Source organism: Colwellia sp. BRX8-7, assembly GCF_014077275.1.
Classification (GTDB): Bacteria; Pseudomonadota; Gammaproteobacteria; order Enterobacterales; family Alteromonadaceae; genus Colwellia_A.
Genome location: NZ_JACGVP010000006.1, coordinates 101,053 through 128,047, shown reverse-complemented (window position 1 = coordinate 128,047; position 26,995 = coordinate 101,053). Strand labels below are relative to the sequence as shown.

20 protein-coding genes and 1 tRNA gene are annotated in these 26,995 nt (G+C 38.4%); 15 read left to right on the top strand and 6 right to left on the bottom strand.

What is annotated here, in order from left to right:
• Positions 1 to 27: 27 nt before the first annotated feature.
• From aroA to H4J57_RS07650, 8 genes are all read left to right on the top strand, one after another.
• On the top strand, positions 28 to 1,371 hold the full coding sequence (gene aroA, locus H4J57_RS07685) for a 3-phosphoshikimate 1-carboxyvinyltransferase (protein WP_182215833.1): 1,344 nt from the start codon (positions 28 to 30) through the stop codon (positions 1,369 to 1,371).
• A 46-nt stretch (positions 1,372 to 1,417) separates the two neighbouring features.
• On the top strand, positions 1,418 to 2,098 hold the full coding sequence (gene cmk, locus H4J57_RS07680; RefSeq protein WP_182215835.1) for a (d)CMP kinase: 681 nt from the start codon (positions 1,418 to 1,420) through the stop codon (positions 2,096 to 2,098).
• Between the two features lie 122 nt (positions 2,099 to 2,220).
• A complete protein-coding gene (gene rpsA, locus H4J57_RS07675) occupies positions 2,221 to 3,882 on the top strand; it encodes a 30S ribosomal protein S1 (RefSeq protein ID WP_070376968.1) in 1,662 nt (553 codons plus the stop codon).
• A gap of 109 nt (positions 3,883 to 3,991) precedes the next feature.
• Positions 3,992 to 4,279 (top strand): integration host factor subunit beta, encoded by a 288-nt coding sequence (ihfB, locus tag H4J57_RS07670; RefSeq protein WP_070373831.1) that lies wholly within the window; start codon positions 3,992 to 3,994, stop codon positions 4,277 to 4,279.
• 80 nt (positions 4,280 to 4,359) lie between these two features.
• Positions 4,360 to 4,602, top strand: a complete 243-nt coding sequence (locus H4J57_RS07665; RefSeq protein WP_070373830.1) for a lipopolysaccharide assembly protein LapA domain-containing protein — start codon at positions 4,360 to 4,362, stop codon at positions 4,600 to 4,602.
• Positions 4,603 to 4,607: 5 nt separating this feature from the next.
• Positions 4,608 to 5,777 (top strand): lipopolysaccharide assembly protein LapB, encoded by a 1,170-nt coding sequence (lapB, locus tag H4J57_RS07660; RefSeq protein ID WP_182222267.1) that lies wholly within the window; start codon positions 4,608 to 4,610, stop codon positions 5,775 to 5,777.
• Positions 5,778 to 5,948: 171 nt separating this feature from the next.
• Positions 5,949 to 6,644: an orotidine-5'-phosphate decarboxylase gene (pyrF, locus tag H4J57_RS07655; protein WP_182242440.1), complete on the top strand. Its 696-nt coding sequence runs from the start codon at positions 5,949 to 5,951 to the stop codon at positions 6,642 to 6,644.
• Between the two features lie 142 nt (positions 6,645 to 6,786).
• The gene (locus H4J57_RS07650) at positions 6,787 to 7,104 is read left to right on the top strand and encodes a helix-hairpin-helix domain-containing protein (protein WP_182242439.1); all 318 of its coding nucleotides are present in this window, start codon (positions 6,787 to 6,789) and stop codon (positions 7,102 to 7,104) included.
• A gap of 93 nt (positions 7,105 to 7,197) precedes the next feature.
• Here the strand turns inward: H4J57_RS07650 and H4J57_RS07645 are convergent, their stop codons facing one another.
• Together H4J57_RS07645 and yhbY are read right to left on the bottom strand one after the other, a co-directional pair.
• A complete protein-coding gene (locus H4J57_RS07645) occupies positions 7,198 to 7,551 on the bottom strand; it encodes a rhodanese-like domain-containing protein (protein WP_182215843.1) in 354 nt (117 codons plus the stop codon).
• Between the two features lie 179 nt (positions 7,552 to 7,730).
• A complete protein-coding gene (yhbY, locus tag H4J57_RS07640; RefSeq protein ID WP_070373826.1) occupies positions 7,731 to 8,027 on the bottom strand; it encodes a ribosome assembly RNA-binding protein YhbY in 297 nt (98 codons plus the stop codon).
• A 117-nt stretch (positions 8,028 to 8,144) separates the two neighbouring features.
• Here yhbY and rlmE point away from each other — a divergent pair, with 117 nt between their 5' ends.
• From rlmE to H4J57_RS07605, 7 genes are all read left to right on the top strand, one after another.
• Positions 8,145 to 8,771 (top strand): 23S rRNA (uridine(2552)-2'-O)-methyltransferase RlmE, encoded by a 627-nt coding sequence (gene rlmE, locus H4J57_RS07635; RefSeq protein ID WP_182215844.1) that lies wholly within the window; start codon positions 8,145 to 8,147, stop codon positions 8,769 to 8,771.
• Positions 8,772 to 8,902: 131 nt separating this feature from the next.
• Positions 8,903 to 10,864, top strand: coding sequence for an ATP-dependent zinc metalloprotease FtsH (gene ftsH / locus H4J57_RS07630; protein WP_070373824.1), 1,962 nt, complete (start codon positions 8,903 to 8,905; stop codon positions 10,862 to 10,864).
• Positions 10,865 to 11,045: 181 nt separating this feature from the next.
• Positions 11,046 to 11,828, top strand: coding sequence for a dihydropteroate synthase (gene folP / locus H4J57_RS07625; RefSeq protein WP_182242486.1), 783 nt, complete (start codon positions 11,046 to 11,048; stop codon positions 11,826 to 11,828).
• A 46-nt stretch (positions 11,829 to 11,874) separates the two neighbouring features.
• Complete coding sequence (gene glmM, locus H4J57_RS07620; RefSeq protein WP_182215846.1) at positions 11,875 to 13,212, top strand: phosphoglucosamine mutase; 1,338 nt, start codon at positions 11,875 to 11,877, stop codon at positions 13,210 to 13,212.
• Positions 13,213 to 13,326: 114 nt separating this feature from the next.
• Positions 13,327 to 14,097: a triose-phosphate isomerase gene (gene tpiA / locus H4J57_RS07615; protein ID WP_182242438.1), complete on the top strand. Its 771-nt coding sequence runs from the start codon at positions 13,327 to 13,329 to the stop codon at positions 14,095 to 14,097.
• A gap of 4 nt (positions 14,098 to 14,101) precedes the next feature.
• Positions 14,102 to 14,497: a preprotein translocase subunit SecG gene (gene secG, locus H4J57_RS07610; protein ID WP_182222288.1), complete on the top strand. Its 396-nt coding sequence runs from the start codon at positions 14,102 to 14,104 to the stop codon at positions 14,495 to 14,497.
• A 267-nt stretch (positions 14,498 to 14,764) separates the two neighbouring features.
• A tRNA-Leu gene (locus tag H4J57_RS07605) sits at positions 14,765 to 14,849 on the top strand.
• Between the two features lie 2,071 nt (positions 14,850 to 16,920).
• Here H4J57_RS07605 and H4J57_RS07600 read toward each other — a convergent pair.
• The 4 genes from H4J57_RS07600 to H4J57_RS07585 form a co-directional block, all read right to left on the bottom strand.
• The gene (locus tag H4J57_RS07600; protein ID WP_182242437.1) at positions 16,921 to 17,250 is read right to left on the bottom strand and encodes a hypothetical protein; all 330 of its coding nucleotides are present in this window, start codon (positions 17,248 to 17,250) and stop codon (positions 16,921 to 16,923) included.
• 226 nt (positions 17,251 to 17,476) lie between these two features.
• The gene (locus H4J57_RS07595; RefSeq protein WP_182242436.1) at positions 17,477 to 20,791 is read right to left on the bottom strand and encodes an NPCBM/NEW2 domain-containing protein; all 3,315 of its coding nucleotides are present in this window, start codon (positions 20,789 to 20,791) and stop codon (positions 17,477 to 17,479) included.
• Between the two features lie 1,258 nt (positions 20,792 to 22,049).
• Positions 22,050 to 24,437 (bottom strand): M60 family metallopeptidase, encoded by a 2,388-nt coding sequence (locus tag H4J57_RS07590; protein ID WP_182242435.1) that lies wholly within the window; start codon positions 24,435 to 24,437, stop codon positions 22,050 to 22,052.
• A gap of 172 nt (positions 24,438 to 24,609) precedes the next feature.
• Positions 24,610 to 26,766 carry a hypothetical protein gene (locus tag H4J57_RS07585; RefSeq protein WP_182242434.1) on the bottom strand — a complete coding sequence of 719 codons (2,157 nt, stop codon included), beginning with the start codon at positions 26,764 to 26,766 and terminating at the stop codon, positions 24,610 to 24,612.
• Positions 26,767 to 26,995: the final 229 nt, after the last annotated feature.

Sequence of the window (26,995 nt, the reverse complement as noted above, 5' to 3'; positions counted from 1 at the left end):
AAACAACATTAATTTAATGGAAAAAAAATGTCTCAAGTAAATAAAACATTAACTATCACCACAGGCCTTGCCGGAAAAGTATCCGGAGATATCATTGTACCAGGTGACAAGTCATGTTCGCATCGCTCTATTATGTTTGGCTCTTTAGCTGAAGGTACCACGCATGTTTCGGGTTTCTTACCTGGAGACGATTGTTTAGCAACAATGAATGCATTTAAGGCGATGGGCATAAAAATAGAAGGCCCTGACAAGCAACAAAATGTTGTTATTCATGGCAAAGGTTTGCGTGGTTTGACCGCACCTCAAGAAGCTTTAAATATTGGCAATTCAGGAACAACTATCCGATTAATGTCGGGATTACTCGCCGGACAAAATTTTGCTTGGCAAATGGCTGGTGACAGTTCTTTAAATAAACGTCCTATGGCACGCGTTGTTGACCCATTAAAATTAATGGGTGCAAATATCTCTGCTGCCGAAAACGGTACGCCACCGGTTATTTCACAAGGTATTGATGAAGGTCAAACCTTAACCGCGATTCATTACGACTTGCCAATGGCCAGTGCGCAAGTAAAATCTTGTGTATTACTTGCGGGTATTTATGCCGACGGCATTACCTCGGTAACCGAACCCGGTATTACTCGCGATCACACTGAACGCATGTTGACCGCTTTTGGTTATCCGGTAAAGGTTGAAGATACCCCGATGGGTAAAAAGGTTTCCATTGAAGGCGGCCATCAATTAACGGCTTGCGACATTCAAGTACCTGGCGATATTTCATCAGCAACATTTTTTATGGTTGCGGGTTTAATTGCTAAAGAAGGTCAGTTGACTATTCGTAATGTGGGTATGAACCCTACGCGTATTGGCGCTATTAATATTTTACAGCAGATGAATGGCGATTTGAGCATCATCAACGAGCGTATGGCGGGCGGAGAGCCTGTTGCTGATGTTGTGGTTAAATCATCACCATTAAAAGGTATTGATATTAACGAACGTGATGTACCGCTTGCCATTGATGAGTTCCCGGCGATATTTATTGCGGCTGCTTGTGCTGAAGGTACAACACGGTTACGTGGCGCAGAAGAATTAAGAGTGAAAGAAAGCGATCGCATCCAAGCAATGGCTGATGGCTTAAAAGAATTAGATATTGACTGTACTGTTTATGATGACGGTATAGATATTGTTGGTGGGCAATTAACATCAGGGACTATTCATAGTCATGATGACCACCGTATTGCCATGTCTTTTGCGATTAGCTCATTACGAGCTACTGGCGAAATTCAAATTTTAGAGTGTGACAATGTAGCGACTTCGTTCCCTAATTTTGTCACCTTAGCAAACCAAGTGGGACTAACACTCAATCAAGCTTAAATTAAGTGACTAACTTAGTTTAACTAGCTTTAGTGTAGATAAAAATATGATAGAACAAATACCGGTAATAACTATAGATGGACCTAGTGGAGCAGGTAAGGGCACAGCCGCACGTTTAGTTGCAGAGCAACTTGGCTGGCACTTGCTTGACAGCGGAGCTATTTATCGTGTGCTTGCAGTGGCGACATTGCATCACCATTTAACTATCGAAGATGAAGAATCCTTGATCCCCATTGCTGCTCATTTAGACGTGCAATTTGAAATAACCAGTCAAGGTGAAGGAAAAGTTATTTTAGAAGGCGAAGATGTTAGTAATAGCATACGCACAGAAGAAGTTGGTGCTATCGCTTCTAAAATAGCAGCCTTCCCTCGAGTGCGTGAAGCGCTTTTACGTCGCCAACGTGCTTTTAAAGTCGCTCCTGGGCTTGTCGCTGATGGAAGAGACATGGGAACAATCGTTTTTAGTAACGCACCGGTTAAAGTATTTTTAACCGCTTCTGCAGAAGAACGAGCACAACGTCGATTTAATCAGTTGAAAGAGAAAGGTTTTGATGTTAAAATCGGGCGCCTTTTGGATGACATACGTCAGCGAGATGAGCGAGATCAGACCCGTACGGTCGCTCCCCTTATCCCAGCAGAAGGTGCGTTAATTGTTGATTCTACTGATCTTTCTATTGATGAAGTGGTCGCTAAGATTTTAACATTTGCCAATGGCAAGTTAACGTAAACGAAGCTATATAGCTTCAAAAATCAACCTATAGCCTACTGTACGGATGCACTGGGCACTATTAAATAACCCCATGAAACATTGATGTTGACTGGATTAATAACTGAGTTTATATGCAAGTTATGACTGAAAATTTCGCACAACTATTTGAAGAAAGTTTAAAAGAAATCGAAACACGCCCTGGTTCAATTATCAAAGGTACGATTGTCGCTATTACTAAAGACAATGTTATCGTTGATGCTGGCCTTAAATCTGAAAGTGTTATTGACATCAACCAGTTTAAAAACAACGCTGGTGAAGTTGATGTAAGCGTTGGCGATGAAGTCGACGTATCTCTTAAAGCTACAGATGACGGTTTTGGTGAAACTATTCTTTCACGTGATGACGCTAAACGTCATGAAGCGTGGCAAGTGCTTGAGAAAGCATATGAAGAAAAAGAAACTGTTATCGGTGTTATCAACGGTAAAGTTAAAGGTGGTTTCACGGTTGAAGTTAGCGATATTCGTGCTTTCTTACCGGGTTCATTAGTAGATGTTCGCCCAATTCGCGATACAACTCACCTTGAAGGCAAAGAATTAGAATTTAAAGTTATTAAGCTTGATCAAAAGCGTAATAACGTTGTTGTTTCTCGTCGTGCCGTTATCGAATCTGAAAGCAGCGTAGAACGTGATGCATTGTTAGAGTCATTAGCAGAAGGCCTAGAAGTTAAAGGTATCGTTAAGAACCTTACTGACTACGGCGCATTCGTAGACTTAGGCGGCATTGACGGCTTACTACACATTACAGATATGGCTTGGAAGCGCGTTAAGCACCCAAGTGAAATCGTAAATGTTGGTGACGAAATACAAGTTAAAGTATTGAAGTTTGACCGTGAGCGTACTCGTGTATCTCTAGGTATGAAGCAGTTAGGTGAAGATCCATGGGTAGCAATTGCTAAGCGTTACCCTGAAGGCGCTAAACTTACTGGTCGTGTAACTAACTTAACTGACTACGGTTGTTTTGTTGAAATCCAAGAAGGCGTTGAAGGTTTAGTTCACGTTTCTGAAATGGATTGGACTAACAAAAACATCCACCCATCTAAAGTTGTTAACTTAGGTGACACGGTTGAAGTTATGGTATTAGAAATTGACGAAGAACGTCGTCGTATTTCTTTAGGCCTTAAACAGTGTATCGCTAACCCTTGGGAAGAGTTCGCTAAGAACTTCAACAAAGGCGACAAAGTATCAGGTAAGATCAAGTCAATTACTGACTTTGGTATCTTTATTGGTCTTGACGGCGGCATTGATGGTCTTGTTCACTTATCTGATATTTCATGGGCTGGCGGTGAAGAAGCTGTTCGTGAATACAAGAAAGGTGATGAAATCTCAGCTGTAGTTCTACAAGTTGACCCTGAGCGCGAACGTATTTCTTTAGGTGTTAAGCAAACTGAAGATGATCCGTTTAATCAGTACCTTGCAGATACTAAGAAAGGTGCTATTGTTACAGGTAAGGTTATCGAAGTAGATGCTAAAGGCGCTAAAATTGAATTAGCCGAAGGCGTTGAAGGATACCTACGCGTATCTGATATTTCTAGTGAGCGTATCGAAGATGCGTCAACTGAATTATCTGTTGGTGATAGTGTTGAGACTAAGTTTATGGGTGTGGATCGTAAGAACCGTGCTATCAGCTTATCAATCAAAGCTAAAGACCAAGCAGAAGAACGTGAAGCTATGGATAACCTAAACCAAGTTGAAGAAACTGGTTTAAGTGCAATGGCTGCAGCGTTTAAAAACGCTAAAAACTAATTTAGACACTTGAAGGTGAGAAGTGTTTGAAATATAACGCTTCTCTTCGTTTAAAATCCATTGGCGAGAAGGCACTATTAACTTCAAACTAATGAACACAGGAGGTCAAATGACCAAATCTGAACTTATTGAAAGATTAGCCGATAAATTAAGTCATTTATCAGCGAGAGATGTTGAACAGTCTATTAAAGAAATCTTAGAAATGATGGCACAAACCTTGTCAAAAGGTGAGCGTATTGAAATTCGTGGTTTTGGTAGTTTTTCATTACATTTTCGTGCTCCTCGTGTTGGACGTAACCCTAAAACTGGCGAATCCGTTGAGTTGGCAGGTAAATACGTTCCTCATTTTAAACCTGGAAAAGAGTTACGTGAAAGAGTAAATCTTTCAATAGCGTAATTGATAAATTATCAATAAAACGGCATGCTATAATGGTATGCCGTTTTTTTTAACTTAATTTTCATCATAGGTAACTTATTTTGCGTATTTATATTACAGCGTTTTTACTGTTCAGCTTACTAGTCATCGCTTTTATTTTTGGTAGTCAAAATGAGCAGACCTTAACATTGAATTATCTCATCGCCCGAACTGAATTATCAGTTGCTGCGGCTGTCAGTTTATTTACCACTTTGGGCTTTGTACTGGGCTTACTCTTTGCATTATTGTGGAAGTTTGTTCGAATGATAAAACCTAAAAAATCATCCTCTAAAGAATCAGTGTAAATTATATGTTAGAACTATTGTTCTTATTACTCCCTGTTGCAATGGGCTATGGCTGGTTCATGGGTCGTAATAGTGTTAAACAAAATGATCACTCAGCTAAACAAGCCTTGTCGATAAAATATTCAACAGGCTTAAATTACCTCCTATCAAATCAACAAGATAAAGCGATCGACTACTTACTAGAAGCCCTTAAAGTTGAAGATGATACTGTTGAAGCACATTTTGCCATGGCTAATTTATTTCGTCGCCGTGGCGAGCTCGACCGCGCATTAAAAGTGCATGAGCACTTAGTTAGACAGAAACATTTACCCGCTAAAGATAAGCAACAAGCTGCTTTTGAGCTAGGTAAAGATTTTTTTAGTGCCGGCTTATACGACCGCGCTGAAACCATGTTTGAAAAGCTACTTAAATCAAAACACTATGGCTTGAAATCCCTTGATTATTTAATGCGTATTTACCAGTCTACTAAAGATTGGTCAAAAGGCATCAGTCATAAAAAAGCCATTGTTAAAACTAAAGATAAAAAACTTCTTCATAACTTAGCTAATTTTTATTGTGAATTAGCGACAACAGCCTTAGCAGAAGATAACTTTATTGAAGTCATAGAGTTATTAGAGTTGGCGTTGATTTATGATGCTAATTCTTGTCGTGCTAATTGGTTATTAGCACAAATTTATGAAAAGCATCAACAGTTCAATGAAGCCTGCCGATGCTATCAAGACATCTATCTTCAGGATAAAGAATTCTTTCCTGATGTTATTGATGAAATGCAAAATTGTTATCATCAGTTAGATGCCGACGATGAATATTTTAAATTTATTAGAAAAGTTTATGATGAAACCGGTGGTTCGAGCGCACTGATAAAATACTTAAGTCACCTTGAAGCTAAATATGGCAACGAAAAAGCGAAAGAATTTATTTTACTTGCTTTGAAAAAGCGTCCAACCATTAAAGGCTTTAAGCATTTTATTAAGATGCAAATGGTTAACTCTACCGAGCATGACAACACCGAAAATTTAGATATGATCAAAGAATTGATTGGCGCTTATTTGAATCTAAAACCGCGTTATAGTTGTCGAACCTGTGGTTTTAATAGCAGTAAACATTATTGGGCGTGTCCTTCATGCCATGACTGGGAACAATTGAAACCAGTGCGGGGCCTTGAAGGAGAATAATTACCGATTTCTTCGCCCTAAGACTCAATAGCGTCTTCAAAAGTACTCACTGACTTTCGTCAGCTCCGTGCTTTTTCTTTGCTCTTGAACCTTAGGACTTTGAACTCAAAAATTATTAAAGAATTAAGAATTAAGAATTAAGAATTAAGAATTAAGAATTGAGGATTGAGTATGAATGATGCAAAAGTAGTTGTTGCCCTAGATTTTGATAAAAAAGCGGATGCGCTTGCATTCGTTGATAAGATTCAACCAAAGGATTGTCGCTTAAAAGTGGGTAAAGAAATGTTTACTCATTTTGGACCTGCGTTTGTTAAAGAATTGACGGGGCGCGGCTTCGATGTCTTTTTAGATTTAAAGTTCCACGATATTCCCAACACCGTAGCAAAATCGGTAACTGCTGCAGCAGAGATGGGGGTGTGGATGGTTAATGTTCATGCCAGTGGCGGACATGAAATGATGGTTAAAGCTAAACAGGCATTAGAAAAATACGGTGATAACGCCCCATTACTTATTGCCGTCACTGTTTTAACCAGTATGAGTGAAGAAGATTTACTGGGCTTAGGTATTACGCGAACGCCAGCCGAGCAAGTGATGCTGCTAGCAAAGTTGACAAAAGAAGCTGGCCTTGATGGTGTTGTTTGTTCAGCACAGGAAGCTCAAAGCCTGAAAAGTGCTTTAGGTAAAGACTTTAAGCTTATCACGCCAGGTATTAGACCTGCAGGTGCTGCCAGTGATGATCAAAAACGTATTATGACGCCAGAGCAGGCAATGGCCGTTGGTGTTGATTATTTAGTTATTGGCAGACCTATTACTCAAGCTGAAAACCCACAGCAAGTTTTGCAGTCGATTAATTTATCGCTTAATTAAGGTCAATCAGCATAATTTTATTAATGGCTATAAATTGACAAAAGTAAAATTTTATCCTAAACCTATTAACGTCTTATTAATAATAAATTAACAGTTTATTGTTTGTGAGGCGTAATGGAATTTACAATAAAAGGATATAATCATGATTAATTTTTCAAAAATCTTACTTATTTGCCTGACCTTTACTTTTTCGTCATTAAGCTTTGCTGAAAGTGTCGGTGGTAATGAGCCCAATGCCAATGCCAATGCCAATGTTAATCAAATTGACGAGCGTATTGATATAAACCATGCTGATATTAAGACCTTATCCTTATTAAAAGGCATAGGCATGAAAAAAGCGGCAGCCATTGTCAAATACCGAAATGAAAACGGTAAGTTTATCTCGGTCGAAGACTTGTTGAATGTTAAAGGTATTGGCGGGCAAATATTAGCGTTAAATAAATCAAAACTAACGATCTAGTATTCCTTGAAGAGATAAAAAAGGCTAAACAACTCAATTGTTTAGCCTTTTCAATTTTACTCTTAAATAAAATATAGGAGTATTGTCGCGATGCTAACTTTTTTCTTGTGCAGAACAAACATCATTATGCTGACATATAATAGCCCAAACATTTTTATAGCCTAAACGGTTTAATTGTTCAGCAGCAAGACTCGCCCGGCCGCCGGTTGCACAATGAAGATATATACGCTGGTCTTCATCAGTCGTGCAGCTACCAATATTCATCTCTAAAACACCACGTGGAATATTAACTGAATTTATCACAGGGCTAGTGGCAACTTCTTGCGCTTCACGCACGTCAATAAAGAGGCTTTTCTCTTTTTTCGCACTTAGGTAAGCATCATGAGCCGATGTAGTTTGAATGTTTTTTCTAATTTCAGCTATCAGTGTCGGGATAGTTTTCAACATTTATAAATACCTTAATATTTAATGATTAAAAAGAGTCAATATTATTTTTCTATTATAGCTACATTAGGATATCCTAATATAGTTGTCAATAATGTAATCTTTAAATGTCAGTCTGCGTGTAGTCATAAATTTTAGACATAAAAAAAGAGCCGAAGCTCTTTTAGATAAGAATGTAAAAATTAAATTTTTGGAATTCTTATTTTCTTTTCTGGTGACTGACGATAAATAATTAATGTTTTACCAATTACTTGAACTTTAATTGACGCTGTTTCACGGCAAATAGCTTCAACAATTAATGCTTTACTGTCACGATCATCGGTTGGGATTTTAATTTTAATTAATTCATGATGATTTAATGAATAATCAATTTCGGCAACTACTGCCTCTGTTAAGCCGTTGTTACCCAATAAAACCACTGGTTTCAATGGGTGCGCAAGACCTTTTAAATACTGTATTTGTTTTTTATTTAGGCTCATTAACAATTTTCGTTACAAGTTAGCTTGAATTAATACTATTTTACCTCCATCTACTCTGTAATACTAATAAAACGTTAAATCGTTTTGCATTATTAACAAATTAATTAAGTTAAATTAATGAGTAAAAAGAAATTAAGTAATAGTAGTACCCGTTGGATGCAAGAACACTTTGATGATGAGTATGTAAAAAAAGCTCAGAAACTCGGTGTGCGTTCTAGAGCATACTTTAAAATTGAAGAAATAAACGTTAAAGATAAGCTGATTAAAAAAGGCATGAAAGTGGTCGACCTAGGTGCTGCACCAGGAGGTTGGTCAGAATATGCGGTCAAAGCCGTTGGAAGTGGCGGGCAAATTATTGCTTGTGATATCCTGGCAATGGACCCTATTGCTGGTGTTGACTTTTTACAAGGCGACTTCAGAGAAGAACCGGTACTTAATGCATTACTAAACCGTATTGGCGGCAAAGATATCGATGTTGTTATGTCTGACATGGCCGCTAATTTTACCGGTAATGACGGTGCTGATGCCGCAAGAAGTATGTATCTTGTTGAATTAGCATTAGACATGTGTAATCAGGTATTAAAGAAAAATGGCGCATTTGTTGTTAAAGTCTTCCAAGGAGCAGGGTTTGAGCAATTTATGCAAGACTTAAGAGGAGCATTTAAAACAGTAAAAACCCGTAAACCAGATTCGTCACGTGCACGTTCACGCGAAGTATATTTGGTTGCTACCGGATTTAAATAGCTCCGAGCGTTAAATTATAGTAAATTACGACTCATCAACTTAAAAGTTTAGGTTGATTTCAGAACTAGCCGTTTATCTGTGCTAGTTGACGGTTAAGTAAAAGTTCATTCAAAGTACAAGAGGTCATTAAGTTGAGCGATATGGCAAAAAATCTTATTTTATGGTTGGTAATAGCGGTTGTTTTAATGTCGGTATTCCAAGGGTTCACTCCGAGCACCACTACTGAACAACAAGTTGATTACACGCGTTTCATTAAAGATGTCCGTCAAGGACAGATTCGTGACGCAAATGTTGATCGTAATGGTGTTATCAAAGGCACAAAACGTAGTGGTGAAGCCTTTGTTACTGTTATTCCCGGTGGTTTCGATCGTGATTTAATTAACGATTTAGTTAAACAAGGCGTTAATGCTTCTGGTGAATTGCCAGAAGAAACTAGCTTTCTAACCACTATTTTTATCTCTTGGTTCCCAATGATTTTGTTGATAGGTGTATGGATATTCTTCATGCGTCAGATGCAAGGCGGTGGTGGAAAAGGAGCGATGTCTTTTGGTAAGTCTAAAGCGAAACTTTTAAGTGAAGATCAGATAAAAACAACTTTTGCTGATGTTGCTGGTTGCGACGAAGCGAAAGAAGAAGTTTCTGAGCTTGTTGATTACTTAAAAGAGCCAACTAAATTCCAAAAACTTGGTGGCCGTATTCCTTCAGGTGTCTTACTTGTAGGACAACCGGGTACAGGTAAAACCTTGCTGGCAAAAGCTATTGCTGGTGAAGCTAAAGTACCATTTTTCACTATATCAGGTTCTGACTTTGTTGAAATGTTTGTTGGTGTTGGTGCATCTCGTGTGCGTGACATGTTTGAGCAAGCTAAAAAATCAGCCCCTTGTATCATCTTCATCGATGAAATCGATGCGGTAGGTCGCCAACGTGGCGCAGGTATGGGTGGTGGACACGACGAACGTGAACAAACACTTAACCAAATGTTGGTTGAAATGGATGGTTTTGAAGGTAATGAAGGCGTTATCGTTATTGCCGCAACTAACCGTCCAGACGTTTTAGATCCAGCACTACTTCGTCCTGGTCGTTTTGACCGTCAAGTTACGGTTGGTCTACCAGATATTCGTGGTCGCGAACAAATTCTTAAAGTGCATATGCGCAAAGTACCTTTGGGTGACGATGTTAAAGCATCAGTTATTGCACGTGGTACACCGGGCATGTCAGGTGCAGATTTAGCTAACTTAGTTAATGAAGCCGCATTATTCGCTGCACGTTCGGCTCGCCGCACTGTATCGATGGATGAATTTGAAAAAGCGAAAGACAAAATATTAATGGGTGCTGAACGTCGTTCGATGGTTATGAGCGAAGAAGAAAAAGCCATGACAGCTTATCATGAAGCAGGGCACGCGATTGTTGGTCGTTTAGTGCCAGATCATGACCCCGTTTACAAGGTAAGTATTATTCCTCGTGGCCGCGCTTTAGGTGTCACTATGTATTTACCAGAACAAGACAGGTTTAGTCATAGTAAACAGCATTTAGAAAGTAATATTTCGTCACTTTACGGTGGTCGTATCGCTGAAGAAATGATTTACGGTTTTGAGAAAGTTTCTACCGGTGCATCTAACGATATTGAACGTGCGACTCAACTTGCTCGTAAAATGGTTACTCAGTGGGGCTTCTCACAAAAATTGGGTCCAATGTTATTTGCTGAAGAAGAAGGTGAAGTGTTTTTAGGTCGTTCATCATCTAAATCGTTGAACATGTCTGACGAAACTGCACAAGCGATTGATATTGAAATCAAAGCATTTGTTGACCGTAATTATCAACGTGCAGAAAAGATATTGAACGAGAACCGTGATATTTTAGAGACAATGAAAGATGCGTTAATGCATTACGAAACTATCGATGCTAGACAAATCGATGACTTAATGGAACGCAGAGAAGTTCGTCCGCCAATGGCTGAGTGGGATAATCACTCTGATTCAAAGAAGCCACCTAAAGCTGATGACAATGCCTCTTCTGATACTAAAGAAGATAAAGCTGAGAAAAAAGAAGTAGCGCCAGATCTAGATAAACCTAGTGACGCCTCTGCTGATTAACAGCCTTTAAATATAGCCTCGATTAACGAGGCTTTATTTTATAAAAGCTAATTTACTTTGCTGACAGTAAGTTGTTTTTTATAAGATAAATTTCTATACAGAATAATCACAAAGAGCATAAGTTTTGTTGAAAAATCTACCTTGCGGTACACATTTTCTTAATATTGAAACCCCGCAGGTCATGGGGATTTTAAATGTAACCCCAGACTCATTTTCTGACGGCGGACAATTCTCTCGTATTGACTCTGCGTTAAGACAAGCTGAACAGATGATAGCCGATGGCGCCACCATTATTGATATCGGGGGCGAATCAACGCGTCCAGGCGCTAAAGACGTTTCTGTTAAAGATGAGTTAGCGCGTGTTATTCCCGTATTAAAAGCCATTAATGCGCGTTTTAATATCATTGTCTCTATTGATACCAGTAAAGCCGCGGTAATGTCTGAGGGCATCACTCATGGGGCAGGTATCATCAATGATGTTCGAGCCCTGCAAAATGAAGGTTGCTTACCGGTATTAGCACAAGATCAACATGTTGGTATTTGTTTAATGCATATGCAAGGTTTACCTCGAACCATGCAGCATAATCCTCACTACGTTAATTTAATAGACGACATTACCACTTTCTTTCAGGAAAGAATTTTAGCCTGTGCACAAGCGGGTATTAATACTTCGCGTCTTATTTTAGACCCTGGCTTTGGCTTTGGTAAATCGTTAGAACAAAATTATAGTTTATTGGCGAATATGGCTAAATTTCAATGCCTAGATTTGCCTATATTGGCGGGACTGTCGAGAAAATCGATGATCGGTAATCTTCTTAATCGAGAGATTAATGAACGCTTAGCGGGTAGCTTAGCAACAGCCATTATAGCCGCTCAGCAAGGGGCAAGAATTATTCGTGTTCACGATGTAAAAGAAACAGTCGATGCTTTAAAAGTTTTACAAGCTAGCACCATAAATAAATAACTTATCATTAAATATACTAAAAAAGTAAATATAAAGGACAAATAAAATGTCAGAAAGAAGATATTTTGGAACCGATGGCATAAGAGGCCTAGTAGGACAATACCCAATCACCGCTGAGTTTGTGATGAAATTAGGTTATGCCGCTGGCCGCGTACTAGCTGCCCAAGGCACAAAAAAAGTACTTATCGGTAAAGATACCCGAATTTCAGGCTACATGCTTGAGTCAGCCCTAGAAGCTGGTTTTTCTGCTGCGGGTATTGATATTGGCTTATTGGGGCCAATGCCGACACCAGGAATTGCTTACCTTACTAAAACTTTTCGCGCTGAAGCGGGTATCGTTATTAGTGCATCACATAACCCATTTTATGACAACGGTATTAAGTTTTTCTCACAAAATGGTGAGAAGTTACCCGATGATGTCGAACTGGCTATTGAAGCTCAATTAGATAAAGAAATGGGCTGTGTTGAATCGGCTAAATTAGGTAAAGCAACAAGAATTGAAGACGCTGCTGGGCGCTATATTGAGTTTTGTAAAAGTAATTTTCCTAGCCAATATTCCTTAAAAGATTTTAAAATTGTTGTTGATTGCGCACACGGTGCAACTTACCACATTGCACCTAACGTGTTTCGTGAATTAGGTGCACAAGTGATTGAAATTGGTACGTCGCCTAATGGTACCAATATTAACGACCAATGTGGTGCAACATCAATGGACGCTATCAGTAAGGCTGTTGTTGAACATCAGGCTGATTTAGGTATTGCACTCGATGGTGATGGCGATCGCTTGATGATGGTTGATCATACTGGCTATGTGCTTGATGGTGATGAATGTGTCTACGTTATCGCTTCAAACGATTTACAAAGTGGCGTTATTAGTGGTGGTGTTGTTGGTACACTAATGAGTAATATGGGCCTTGAAATTGCGCTTGCGGATATGGGCATACCTTTTGCTCGCAGCAAAGTAGGCGATCGATATGTTACCGAAATGCTCAACAAAAAAGGTTGGCAGTTGGGCGCTGAAAACTCTGGCCATGTGATCAATTTAAAAAATACCTCTACGGGTGATGGCATTATCGCCGCGTTAAATGTATTAACCGCTGTTTGCAGTGGTGATAAAACCTTACACGAACTCCGCCAAGGAATGACTAAATTACCACAAGTGTTAGTTAATGTTAGGTTTACCGGTGACAATGACCCGTTAACGGCGCAGAATGTCGTTGCTGCTGTACATACGGTCAATGAGCAACTATCAGGGCGTGGTCGCGTGTTATTACGTAAATCAGGTACTGAGCCTTTAATACGCGTTATGGTTGAAGGACCAGAATTAATAGAAGTTACTGAGCTAGCAAATGTAATTGCTGATGCTGTTAAAGCCGCTTGTTAACAAAATAGACGTCAGACGGTTGAATAATAAGCAAATGAACAAGATATTAAGTTAAACACTTGTATCTTGTTCGTAGGTTAGTTAATATCTCGCCGCTTTAATTAGGAAAGATAAATGAAAAGACAAGCAATAGTAGCCGCAAACTGGAAAATGAATGGAAGTTTGTCGCTGATAAAAGAAATGATTTCAGGATTAAATAGTGTAAAGCTAGCTGAAAATGTCGACGTTGTTGTTTGTCCTCCTGCTCCTTTTCTATCAGCATTTACAATAAGTGCTAAAAGTGACAATTTACAAGCAAACATCCATTTAGGTGCGCAAAATGTAAGCGAGCATCAAAGTGGAGCATATACTGGTGAAATATCCACTGATATGCTCAAGGAAGTTTCTGTAAATTATGTTATTGTAGGGCACTCTGAACGAAGATGCATTTACAAAGAAACAAGCACACAAGTTGCTCATAAAGTTAAAGCAACATTGAATGCTGGTTTAACACCTATATTGTGTATTGGTGAAAGTGAAGATGAACGAACTGCTGAACAAACTGAGACAGTACTCGCTTCACAATTACAGCCAGTGATTGACGAAATAGGTATAGAAAAATTTACAGATGTTGTTATTGCTTACGAGCCTGTTTGGGCTATTGGTACTGGCAAAACAGCATCTCCAGAAATGGCACAAGCAACACACTTATTTATTCGTCAATTTTTAGCTAATGCTGATGATACTGTCGCGAATAAAGTGCCATTATTATACGGTGGTAGCGTAAATGCTGCTAACTGTGAAGAATTATTTGCACAAACTGATATTGACGGTGGTCTTATTGGTGGTGCTAGTTTAAAAGTCGACGAATTCAAAATAATTTGCTCGTCAGCCAAAGGATCTTAAAATGTTGTATCAATCGTTAATTATTGCTTATTTAATTGTTTCAATTTGTTTAATTGGTTTAGTTTTAATCCAACAAGGTAAAGGCGCAGATATGGGCGCATCTTTTGGTGCCGGCTCTTCAGCAACAATATTTGGTTCAAGTGGCTCAGGTAACTTTTTAACTAAAGCGACTACATGGTTAGCTATCGCGTTCTTTGTTATCAGCTTAGTGTTAGGTAACTTAACGGCAAATAGAATTAAATCTACCGATGAGTGGAACAACTTAAACACTCCTGTAGAGCAAACTATACCAGGCGATTCATCAATCCCTAGCGAAAGTGTAGAGCCAGTTCAGTCATCAGAGAATAGCGATATTCCTGCAGCGACTAAAAAAGCGAGTGATAACGACATTCCAAAGTAAAGTTTTAAAAATGCAGATGTGGCGGAATTTGTAGACGCGCCACACTTGATGGGACTACTAGTCTAAAAGTTAAGTAGGCTTATTTACCTCAAAATGAGCAAGTTAACTTAGTAAAAAAGATAGTATAAATTTAGTATTGCGCGGTTGTGGCGGAATTGGTAGACGCGCCAGCTTGAGGGGATTGCGAGTCTACAAATTAAGTAGACAGTTTCTCCTCAAAATGAGCAAGATAACTTAGTAAAACAGATAGTATAGATTTAGTAATGCGCGGTTGTGGCGGAATTGGTAGACGCGTTAGCTTGAGGGGCTAATGATTTAGGTCGTGGGGGTTCAAGTCCCCCCAACCGCACCACTAAACTTATACAAATAGACATTTAAAGGCCGATTCGTGATGAACCGGCCTTTTTTTCGTTTGGTTGCTAATTGGTTGCTAATTGGTTGCTAATTATTCCTGAGAAGGTTGGCAACTCTGTAGTTATTTTCCTGAAATTTATATTATGTCTGTCTTGAAGTTGGATAAATTTTATACCTTTGATCTGATATGACACTCAATTGTTCGACTTTCAAATATCCACCAAACCATCAAATTAATGTACTTAAGTTAAATAATGTATACTGATTGTTAATATTCTGCAAAGTGTCTAAGAATCGCTGTTTAGAGTGTTCTGATGGGGAATGATTTAGTTGGCTGTTGGTATTATTAAACATGATAACTTTGTGCGTTTAGCTGACCTTAGCTTCTGGTTATTCTTTATGTCAAAAGATAGCCATTAGCGGACCTTAGGTTTATAACTGTACTTAAACTTGTTAGCCTTAAACTGCCACATATAATTTAAGTATGTCTATTAATTTATACCTAAAATCTTATTCAATACTTTGCGTACAATTATCTACCCAATCTCAAAGCGGACATTAAAATAAACTAAGGCTCACATAAAATGAGAGTGTTAATTCTAAGGCGCTAACGTCCTCATAGCGAGTTATAAACTATAAATCATCCTGTTCCACCAATTATGGGGGACTATGAGTTATAACGCCCTGTTAAGGGGCTGATAACGCTTGGGTAAACTTGTGTAGCGAAGCAGAACTGAGCCAAGCTTTAGCAGTCTCGCTTGAACAGCTTATAGTTGTTAGCGGTTCAATGCAGACCAAACTGTTTCAGTTACTTTATTAAATTTAATTTTATCCACTTTAATTACCTTACCATTAACTAATGGACTTGGTAGAACTATTACCACCTCAGAAGCCTCAATCATATTTGGAACCTCTATATCTGAATTATAATGTTGTATTGCTTCACAGTTAAAAGTATCAGCAAAACCACCGCAAGGTTGCCTAAGGTAGCTTGGTTGAAATTCATTAACACTTAATGAATGAGATATACCATCAATAATTACAGTAATCTCAGAGGATTCCCATTTAATTTCATGATTACTTACTGCTTCAAACCCAAAAAGAATTCGATTTCTATATACAGTAACTTTAAAAGCTGATTTTTTGATTCATATCTGAAGGTGCTAGGTATTTGCCGACAACCATTTATTGTAGCTTTGCCAAAATCACCTTCTGGCTTCATAAATGTTGACGTTGATGGAGCGCAGCCAAGTAAACAAAAACTAAAAAGAATTAAAACTATAATCTTGCTCATAACATTCCTTGGACATATATTGAGTCATTGATTGGCCTGATATCTTAGTTAATAGCTATCCTAAATCCAATTTATTGAGTAGGTCTTTTCTTAGGCTAAAATGCAATGCCCGATGTTGTATTGGAAGCCTATCTGATGTGAAGCTACTATTTTCATGACACAGACGACTTTTTTCTGGATTAAAGAATAATCGAGTTGAAAAATTGTTTTTTACTCATAAAAAGTTGCTTGTATTAATGTATAGATTTTTTTGTCTTTTTTGTGTCACTCCCCCCGTTACTTAGACAAATATTTTGTCCGAGTAACGCTTCATAAATTGGTCTGAGTAACGGCCATTAATTTTGTCCGAGTAACGCTTCATAAATTGGTCTGAGTAACGGCCATTAATTTTGTCCGAGTAACTGTTATCGTCTTGTTAATTTTTAAGACACTCTGCTGTAAAGTTTGATTAGTTATGAAGGTAACTTAGTTAATAAAATAAGAAGCATGATACTTTTTATTAGCATTGAAAAAACACTTAAAATATTACCTGCTACATCCACCGACTATTAATCGATGAATGTAGAAAGTTTTTTAGCGCTATACGATAGTTTCTTCACCTTCAAAATTAATTGGTAACAAGCCAAGTAATTTAATCGCTTTTTTATTTAAAAAATAACTTCTAGTAAAACCATTAAGGTTCGCTATTTTTATCAATGATAATCTTTTGTGGGTAGGATAAAATATCTTTGTCTCTCACAAGAAAAAACAGCGCGGTTTCTTTACCGCATAATGCCTAACTGTATCTTGAGATAACTAATACATCTTCAATGATTACTTGACCAAAATTTTTGTAAGAATTGAATCTTGTTATTGAAACAAGCGATGAAGTTATTTCAATGATTTGTTCTGCAAAATTTTCAACAAGGATTTTTTCACTTTCCACGTTAGAAAAACTATGTTCTCGCCATTTTTTATTAGCTTTAGCTGCCTTAATTCTTATCAGTAATTTCCTGCTATTAAAATGGAGCGCACCCACATTGAAGTAGTCACAGCTTTTGAGTTTTTTTCTCAATGAAGAAATTCTATGGTCTTGCTCAAAATAACCGACTTTCTTACTAACCAATGAGAGCCATCTAAAGCTCCCATAGCCATTGTTGTTACCACTCAAGTAGAAAGAAATTGAATGAGTTTTGGATGTCTAAATTTTTACGATAAATTTCTTTATCAGATAAATCGTGGCCATCAAGGTGAAAGGTAGATATTCCTAAATCAATTCCAAAGTAGTAAACAAAAGAGCCTGTAAAAAAATAAAATTATTTTTACAGGCTCTCGTTTTTATTACTGTTCTATTAGTCTTTCTTTAATGTTACAACCACCGCATTAGCCCAGTTGGCACAACTGTTGTTATTACCCTTAGTACGTAGGCTTAATGTTTGTAAGGTACGTATATCAATTTCGGGTTTTATCACCGTTGGTGCTTTTATTATGCCGCTGTTATATAACAGTTTATCGTCACCAAAAATTTGGAAACTGATTTTGCCATTTATTTTGCAGCTGTCATCAATACCAATATCCGCTCTAAACAGTTGAGCATTCTTTGGTAATGTGTAGTCAACACGACTGTCTCCTTTAACACCTAAGCCTTTGCTAAACTTTAAACCGTTCATGTTCATGTCATCACTTTTACCTGATGTCGACGCAGTACTATTAACGTGGATTTTATTCAAGCTTTCATCATGGTATAACCAGTTTATATTAGATAAATAAACATTATGTTTAGATGTACCTGGAAGTAAATGCTCAATGAGTTTGAACTCACCAATAGTGGTTGGGTTAACTCGTTGTGGTTCAAATGCTTTATAAGGTTTACTAAAAGCATCATCTTCTTTTGCTGCGATGATCATCGGATCGTTGCCGCCAGAAGCCGCTTGCTTTTGAGTAGTGAGCACTCTAAATTTGAATAATCGGCCAATGATGGGGTCGAACGTTACTTTTTGCAAACCTTTCTGTAATGCTAAAGTCCCTGTGTGGGCAGGTTCGCCCCATTCTCCGTTAGTGTTCGCCATGTAAATTTCATAATCTTTTACTTGGCCATGCTCCCAATATTTATCATTGCGTGGTTGTATTTCAAAACCCGATACAACTCTTCTCTCACCAAAGGAAAGCGAAAATTCATGGGCACCTGTTTTTTGTGATTGATCCCTTACCGTTCTAAACCAAGTGTCTGGGTTGTTATCGAAGGCATTTTTAAGCGGATGACCCGGCTCTTCGTTAGGGCTGTTTAAAATAACAAAGCTATCGCTAGATATTTGTGGTCCCAAATCAGGCATCTTAGGGTAATTGGATGTTGTCTTTAGCGCTTTATTGGCATTAATATTTAGCTCAAATTGATAATCATTAAAAACAGAAGATTTTTCTGTTTTTATATAGACCACGCCATACTGATTATCTTTGCCGTACCACCAACCAGATGAACTATGTTCTAATGCTAGTTCAGTCTTTACTTGCTCTAGTTCCATACCATTGACATCTACCTGATTGGGTTTTACTCGGCTATGTACTTGCAGTTTGTAAACTCGCGCTAATTCCATGCCTTGGTATTCACCAATGGCACCAGTAATATTGACCCGTATATTACCTGCCGTATTTTTAGGGGCTGTTACGCTAAATTGCTGTTGGCTGAAGCTGCCATTTTTGTAGGCTCTCGTTTCACCATCATCTTCATATAAGGTAAATTCAGAATTGCCATGAGGATAGATATCCAGGGTTAATTCGTCCTTTGGCACTTGGCCATCATATAATGATTCTGGGTACATTGGGATTATTGCCCCAGCACGCACTAATACCGGTAATGTTTCCAGTTCTACCGGATAATTAATCAACTTTCCTGCTTGAGGAGCCGCAGTCACTTTGCCATCCCAATAGTCTATCCACAAACCTTCAGGTAGGTATATGTCTTTACGCCAACCTTGACTCGCAGTTTGACTACGAAAAACAGGGGCTACTAGAAAGTCTTTTCCAAGAAAAAATTGGTTTTTATATTTTTCGGTGTTGGCATTAGGATCATTCGGGTGATCCCACATCAATCCGCGTAAAATAGGGGCACCTGTTTTTTCGGCTTCTCTAGCATAGGTATACATGTAAGGCGTTAGGCGCATCTTTAGCTTTAAATAGCTACGATTGATGCTGCGATAAGGTTCTTCAAACCACCAAGGGTGCTTTCTTTCGGCTTTTGACCAGCCCGACATACCCATTAGTACAGGAGTGAAGGTTTTCCATTGTAAATCACGTGTATAGGTTTCTGGTGAACCACCAAATATGCCATCAACATCGCCAGTCGAATAAACTTGACCAGATAAGCCAGAGCCTATTAGGGTGGAAATATGCCAGCGAATGTAATCCCAGCTACCGGATTGATCGCCAGTCCAGGTAACCGCATAACGCTGCATGCCAGCCCAACCCATAACGGTCCAAAGAAAAGGACGGCCTTCAGAGTTATCTAAAATACCTTGTGCCGCATCTTTATTCGCATCTAAGGCAAATTGATAGCCTTTACCTGTCCAGGCCACATCAAGCTTTTGTGCTCGAGTACCAGCACTACCAACCTCCCAGCTAATTTTATCTACACCGTCTTCGGTCCATAAACCGGTTCTAAAACCGTATTTTTTTAATCCTGCAACAACTTCTGGTAGGTCGGTATAGCCACAACCATAACCATCGTTGGGTAAAATCCATCCACCCGGCATATCGTGTTCACGGTATTTCGCGGCAACAGACAGAATAACATCTGGCGTAGTGCCCGTAGGACCATCACTCCAACCATCAGGTACAGTACCTGGCTTTTTAATATTATCGCCATCATTATAACAATCTGCATCGCCGTATTCTAATGCCCATCTAGGCAGTAATTCTGCTCGTCCTGTTAATTCAGTAAAGTTTGCTAAAACGTTTTTAATTGAATCACCGAAAAAGAAATAAGCATCAAAACGGTTCTCTTCGTGCGTGGTAGTAATATACTCCTGCGAACGAAAGTCATAACTACCATTAGCCCAAGTATTTCTTAATACACCATAGCCTTGAGTCGTCATATAAAATGGCGAAGGGCTAGGGCGGTCAAATTCTTCCCAGCCGCCTGAATAAGATATTTCTAGGGTTTTTCCTTTAAATTCAAATTGACCATTTTGTTGTCCGCCACCAAAAAAATGTTCAGCTGGTTTGGTACTCAAGGTTTGATAACTGTGATCTTTTGATAAGTCGATCGGTTTCAACTCTCGCCAAATCAAGGATTTATTATCGGACTTATATGCCTCAAATTTTAATGGGTCTTTGTAGATACGAAGGGCTAACTGTGATGTTTGTATTAAATGATAGCTATCATGGGTTGATAATTTATAGTCCACATTACCCAGCGGGTAAGGCAATACTATTTTAGCCTTGTTATTTTTTGCATCAAGCAATTGCTCATTAACACCAGCCCAAATTCTAACAACATCGTCCTTAATGAGTTCAATGGCGACGAGTTCTTTATCACTTGTGGTGATTTCTATACGATTATTTTGTTGCTTTATTGAAACCATAGCGGCTAACTCTTTAGCACTTACTGTGCTGTAAAAAGTAGCGTAAATAGCAAGAAAACAAATGCATTTGGATAACATGTTTTTCATTGTCGTTCCTTCTTAATCACTTTTAATGATATTTTGTGGAGAATATTTTTTCAGCTGTCTGCGATAGCTTATTTTCCAGGTTGTTGATCTTGGCATATCATTTGTAGAATAGCTGGCTTCAAGCTTACGCCATCATCGATTAGCTTATGTACTCGTACAGCACCAATTCAACGCTGTTTTAGATTCAACTAGCGCACTTACCTGGATTGAAGGTCAGTTGAACTTTATTGTGCTCTCTTTCTATGGTATTCATCTTCATAATTATCAAATAATAATAACACTATATATTACTTTCGTTTCCTTTCATATTTGTATTTCATGGTTTCTTATTGCTTCGATATTCTGGTTGTGGATCGTTAATTTTTGTTTGCTTTAGCTGTTTTATCTGTTAGTGCACTTGAAATAAAAAATGATTGTGAAAAATCGTTAGTGTTTACTATTAATAAATTGTTGGTTCGTTCGACGTTTTTCTCTTGCAAAAGCTAAAATGAATTAAAGCATAACGGAGGCGAGTGATGGGTTGAATCATAGAGTGATTAGCCATTTTTTTCCGCAGTTGAATCGGCTTTTATCTTTGGATTAATGGCAAAAAAGTGGCGGATAGCCAAGGCAGTCAAAAAGCCAAAAACTTGAAATAAAGCAATATATACCCAAACCACTTGAAGCTGCCGTTTCAGCGTTAAGCTAGGACATCAGCTCAAAGCGCAGTATGAAGATAATGGTTATTCCCTTATCAAGTGCTGCAACGCTTGGCTGGTTTTCTAGCTTAGCTCCCTATGGGCAGGCGATAAAGGGTCATCTACGGCGTTATTGATTTCGACAATGGAACAACCATTTTCTTCAATCAATGCCTTGTAGCTAACCCTTTATCGACTTGCTCAAATCTGCATATTCAAGTGGCTCGGGTATATAGGCTAGGTATAACATCATTGTTATGCCGTTTTTTCGTTGTAGCGATGGCTTGCGTACCCTGCATTATCTGAACGAGCCATATGTTATGAATTAGGTGTTATCGACAGTTTAGCTATGTTACAAAAATACGCTCGAGTAATCGTTGAACTGTGGTTTTGCTTTGGCTCATACCTGTTTTATTTAAACCATAAATCTGGCATCTAGTTCGTAGGTTAGTTGCATATATGTTTTCATTAATACATTTATTGCCAAAAAAAAACGATTAGCATATATTCAGCTAATCGTTTTTTATACTTATTCAAGTTCTGCACTGATTACTTGAACATAATCATTAAAGGGCTATTTATTACTCTTTGTTAATAGCAGAAATATTGATCGACGGCATAGGTAATTCCATTGCTGCTACCCGAGCAAGACTTGCTGATGATACTGGTACACCCCAAACGGTAAAGTGTTCGGTAAGATCATGACCGCTGATTTCGCTTAAAAATTCAAAACTTTTGTCGTAACTTGCTTGATCAGATATACAAATAGCATTTTGTGTGTTTGTATCTAATTCTCTGAACTTACGATGAAGCTGTCGAAAAATATCCCAACCTTGATTTACACCAGTACCCTCAAAAGCATCTTTAATTTGAATTAAAAATATTAGTCTATCAAAGGGATCGCTTAGATCATGAAAGTTAGCCAAAGATCCGCCCGCGGCAGCAATTTTATTAATCGCACTCGAATAACGTTTTTCAAGGCTGAGACGTGAGGCAATGTTATTTTTAGATTGAAAGTAAGATGGAAATAAATTGGTGGTCACTTCGCCACCGTAAACCATCCAGAAACACTTTTGTTGGTAGTTGTGACCGATTTCGTGCCATGTACCCCAATGTCCATCGCTGCTATTTTGTATTGCGTAAGAGTTCCAACCAGGACTAGCCATGATAGGGTAGCCAGCATGAGCAAAACCATAGGATATTTGTACATCGTCGACAATACGCGTTCTTAAGCTAGGTGCTCTATGTGGTCCAGATGTTGCGTTTGAGTCGAATCCTGATAAATCATGTATATCATCACGACCTGACTTGTATGCCGACATAAGCGAAGCAGGATGGGTTACCTTAGCCATATCCGCTTTACTCATAGTCAGTGATACATTATCGGTTTCCATCGTTCCCCAAGGCACATCTAAAGCTTGCATTGCTTGCCATTGTTGATCTGTTGTTTCACCTAAAATGTAATAGGGGGCTTGTACAACATTACCTATCTCTATATCCACTATAGCATCGATGGCTAAGGCGCCAGAATCAATAACAACAAGGCCTCCGTACTGGCTACGTAGTTCATTGAACCCTGCTTTAAGCGGTATATTCAAGTGAACATTTGAAAAACGTTCTATATTCTGCTCGGCATTACCAACGCCAAGGTTTAAAATGTCAGAATGAAGATTAATTATCACACTTAAGTTCTTAATAACTTCAGGATCAGCCGATTTTACATTGACTGAAATAATATCTCCAGCAGCAGCGTAAACACCAGTGGTTTGCCAATGTTTACGCTTCTGCCAACCTACATGTGTTGGCTCATAAAAATTACGATCTAAGGTAATGTTTTTACTGATCTTAGGTTCATTGACTCCGATAAGGCCAGGAAAATCAATTATATTTCTTGGGTAGGGAAGTGCTTCGGTCAGAGGTGTAATACGATTTAACACTCCTTTAGTTATTTCAATTTTGTTTTTTAATGCATCCTTTTTATTGATAGGATACTGTACTTCACCACCGGTATATTCACTAATAAATTTTTCTGCATGAGAAACAATTAACCAACGTTGGTTAGCATCACCGTGAGTTGACCATAAAATCACGGTTGAATTAGTTAAGTTTACGTCAAATGACACACCCGCTTGTGAGAAAGTATCACCCTCAAAATCCCATCGTTGTTCACTACTTGCATCACAGCTAGTCACTTTTAGATTGCCGACGTCCTGAGCAATACAAAAACCATTCGACTTATTTATCAGGCTACCATTTTTGGTATATGACCAAAGCTGTTCATTTTTGTTTTTATCACAACTGTTCATAACTACATCATCGTCATTTGATATCCCAAGGCATAAATCAGGTTTACCTTGACTGATTAATAGCTGTTCAGTAAAAAGCTTTTCACTGTCTATTTCTTCAGAAACGAACAATTTATCGGTAATTATCCATTGCTGGTTGGCGTTACCATGTTGAGTCCATAAAATAAAGGAGAGCTCTTGCATATTGACATCAAATGCAAAGCCTTCTTGGCTGATGATCGAATTAGCGAAACTCCAAGTTTGCTCTAAGGATAAATTACAAAATTGCGGGGACAGGGTTGCACCATCTTTGGCTCCTGCACTTTGCATACACATTTCGGTCGACACATTTTTCATGCTGCCGTCTTCAGCATTAAAGGTCCATCGCTGTTCGTCACTTTGTGCATCACATTTTGTCAATATTAATGTATCACCCGTATCGGCAATACAATAATCAGTTGTGGCTTTACTTTGAATCATAAAGTTTTCAAATGAACCCGAAGTAGGTCCATCAGGTACAGGCTCTGGTTCAATTACAATAATACCGCTATCATTCCCTCCCCATGGCTGTGGATTGGTTTCTTGTTCGCTAGTATAATTATCGCCACAAGCAGCAAGTAAAAGAACTAAACTTGTTAGCAATCGGTTTTTTGGTGTTACTGATTTGATATTTATTTTCATCATTAATTTCTCTCATTTTACCGTTGTAACTCAATTATATTTTTCTTACTATTTTATGTAGACTCAACTTAAAGCTTAATGAAAAGTTGCGAAATTCATATTGTTTTTTCTGTAGGGAAAAATAGTAGGTAAATAGCTTCTACAAATATTTATAGAAGCTATTTTATTTGAGTTATTAGTTAACGCTAAACTCAGCAACGGCAATAGATTCAAAACTATCGTCAGTTAATAAGCGTATTTCATAATTTCCGCTAGACAAAGTATTATAAAAGGTATGTGAACCTTTTGTTTCACCATTAATATAAGCCCAATCCAGGTTTTCCATATTATCTGCACCTACTTCATATATAGCAATCCAGTCTTTAGCGTTGCCAGGGGCATTATTAAAGAATACTTCAACAGGTTCCTCAGCTTCATACTCACGTTTAGATGTTGCTATTACCGAACCCTCTACTACTTCGAAACCATAGGTTTCTTCGACGGTAAAACTATCGTTGTATAATAGCGCCGCATAGTAATTGCCTGCGGGTAAATCGATGAAAGATAGAGAACCAGCAATTTCAAAGGCAGGAATATATAGTGCTTGAACAGCAGGATTGTTAGCGCCTGGCGGAATATCGGAATCTGCATCAAAGATACCAACCCTATCATTACTGCCACCTTGCACTGAATGGTAATCAACAGTGACAGTTTCACCTATGGAATAAGCTGTTTTGTTGGTAGAAAATGGTGACGGAAGCGGGCCCTCTATACCGATAACATTTACCACGGCTTCAATTTCTTCCCATGTTAATGTTTTAATGGTATCTACGCGGCCAATGTTAGACACATTATGGGTTAGACGAAGTTCAACATCGGCTCTATTTTTGTAATTAGATAGAAAGGTAGAACTAATAGTTACTGTGTATTCATCATCAGCTTCAGGTCGGCCATTTACTCCAACAGTACCACCAATGGTGCTACCAGGCTCTTCAGTGCTGGCGGTTACATCTACCACATATTGAAAAGCAATGTTCATAAATAAACTGTCTTTAATGTTAAAGGTAACTTTTAAATTATTATTAACATCTTCCAATTTAATAATGTCTATTTCTGACGTGCTGTCTAGGGAAATATGTTCAGTAGTGACTGCTGGTGTCGCAATAGTAAATGTGGCCATATACCATAAGTGAGTAGAAGGGAAATCATTAATCTCATATCTTGAGGTGCCGGTATTACTGTTAATTAATCTACCTTGGTGTTGATCCTCATATCCTGTTTGTGGATCTGGATTAGTTGGGTCTGGACTGGTAAAAAATTGTGTAGTCTTTGGACCAATAAGCGTTGCGCTGTTTAATGTCACATCTCTAGCTGTTCGATCATAGTAAATGAAATCAACGCGGTCACGGTCATCAAGCGCTCGACCACATTTTGCTACTATCTTAGAAGAATCTAGCGAGCTGTCCTCTTGCCTAATTGGCCAGGTTATACCGGGGTGAGTTTCTGGGTTTGAATGTATCATGCGGTACGAATCAGTGTAACCGGCATCGCGAAGTAGTTTATGAGATGGGAAATCATAAACCACGCCACCGTGATCAAACATGTTTATGGTGGCATTAGCCCAGTCTAATCCAGAGGGTTCACTGAACTCGCCACCAAAAATTATCGGCGTGCCGCTGGCCTTATATTCGGCTAATACATCGACAATATTTTGAGCCTGTTTTACTCTTAAAGCATCAGAGGTTATTTGATCTAGCTGATCAGTATTATTTATAGCAGCACAGTTCTCATAGGGAGTATTTAACTCACTGTTAATGCCCCGTGCATCTTGAGATGTGTTTAAGGCATTGCTGAGGTGATTCCCCCAAACGACGACTTGACGACCGTTGACATCTAGTACTGCACCTATTTGCGGATTACCTTGAGTATCTAATACTTCTAAAATTGGGTATTTTGATAAGATACCAACAGAAGACGTTGTATCCTGACCTGCCCAAAGCTTCATACTTAAAGCTTTTGCAAGTCTTGCATTGGCACCCTCAGCATCTTGAGTAAAAATAATATCAGCGTTTAAGATGACTAGCTCAGCGACCGCGTTGGTAAATGCCTTGTCTGTAGCTGTTAAGCTGCTACCTAAATTAGCAGTCAATACTTTTAGTTCAGTTTCATCGTTATAAGTATTTGTAGTCGATTCAACAGGTACAACACCATGTTCAGTGTTATTTACTGATGTAATAGGATCGGCCCAAACAGGTCCAGTATAAGGGATAGAGTCACCAGTTTTTGTACCTGATTCCTGTTTACAGCCTCCTATTAACGCGAGGGTAATTGCTAGTGTTAGGGCTTTTTTCATTACTGTCACCTTTATCAGTGGTTCTATTAAGTGTTCAGACAATTACCTGAACAACTTAACTTAATTAATTATTAGTTCCATTATTTATAATCTTTATTAAGTTTCAATGCAACGGCATTGTCTTTCGTTACCTTTCGTTAATTGAGGTGTTGATAGAATTACATATTCACAAATATACATTTAATTCTTTTAAATTAGACTGTTAAGATGAATGAAAGGGCCTGATAAA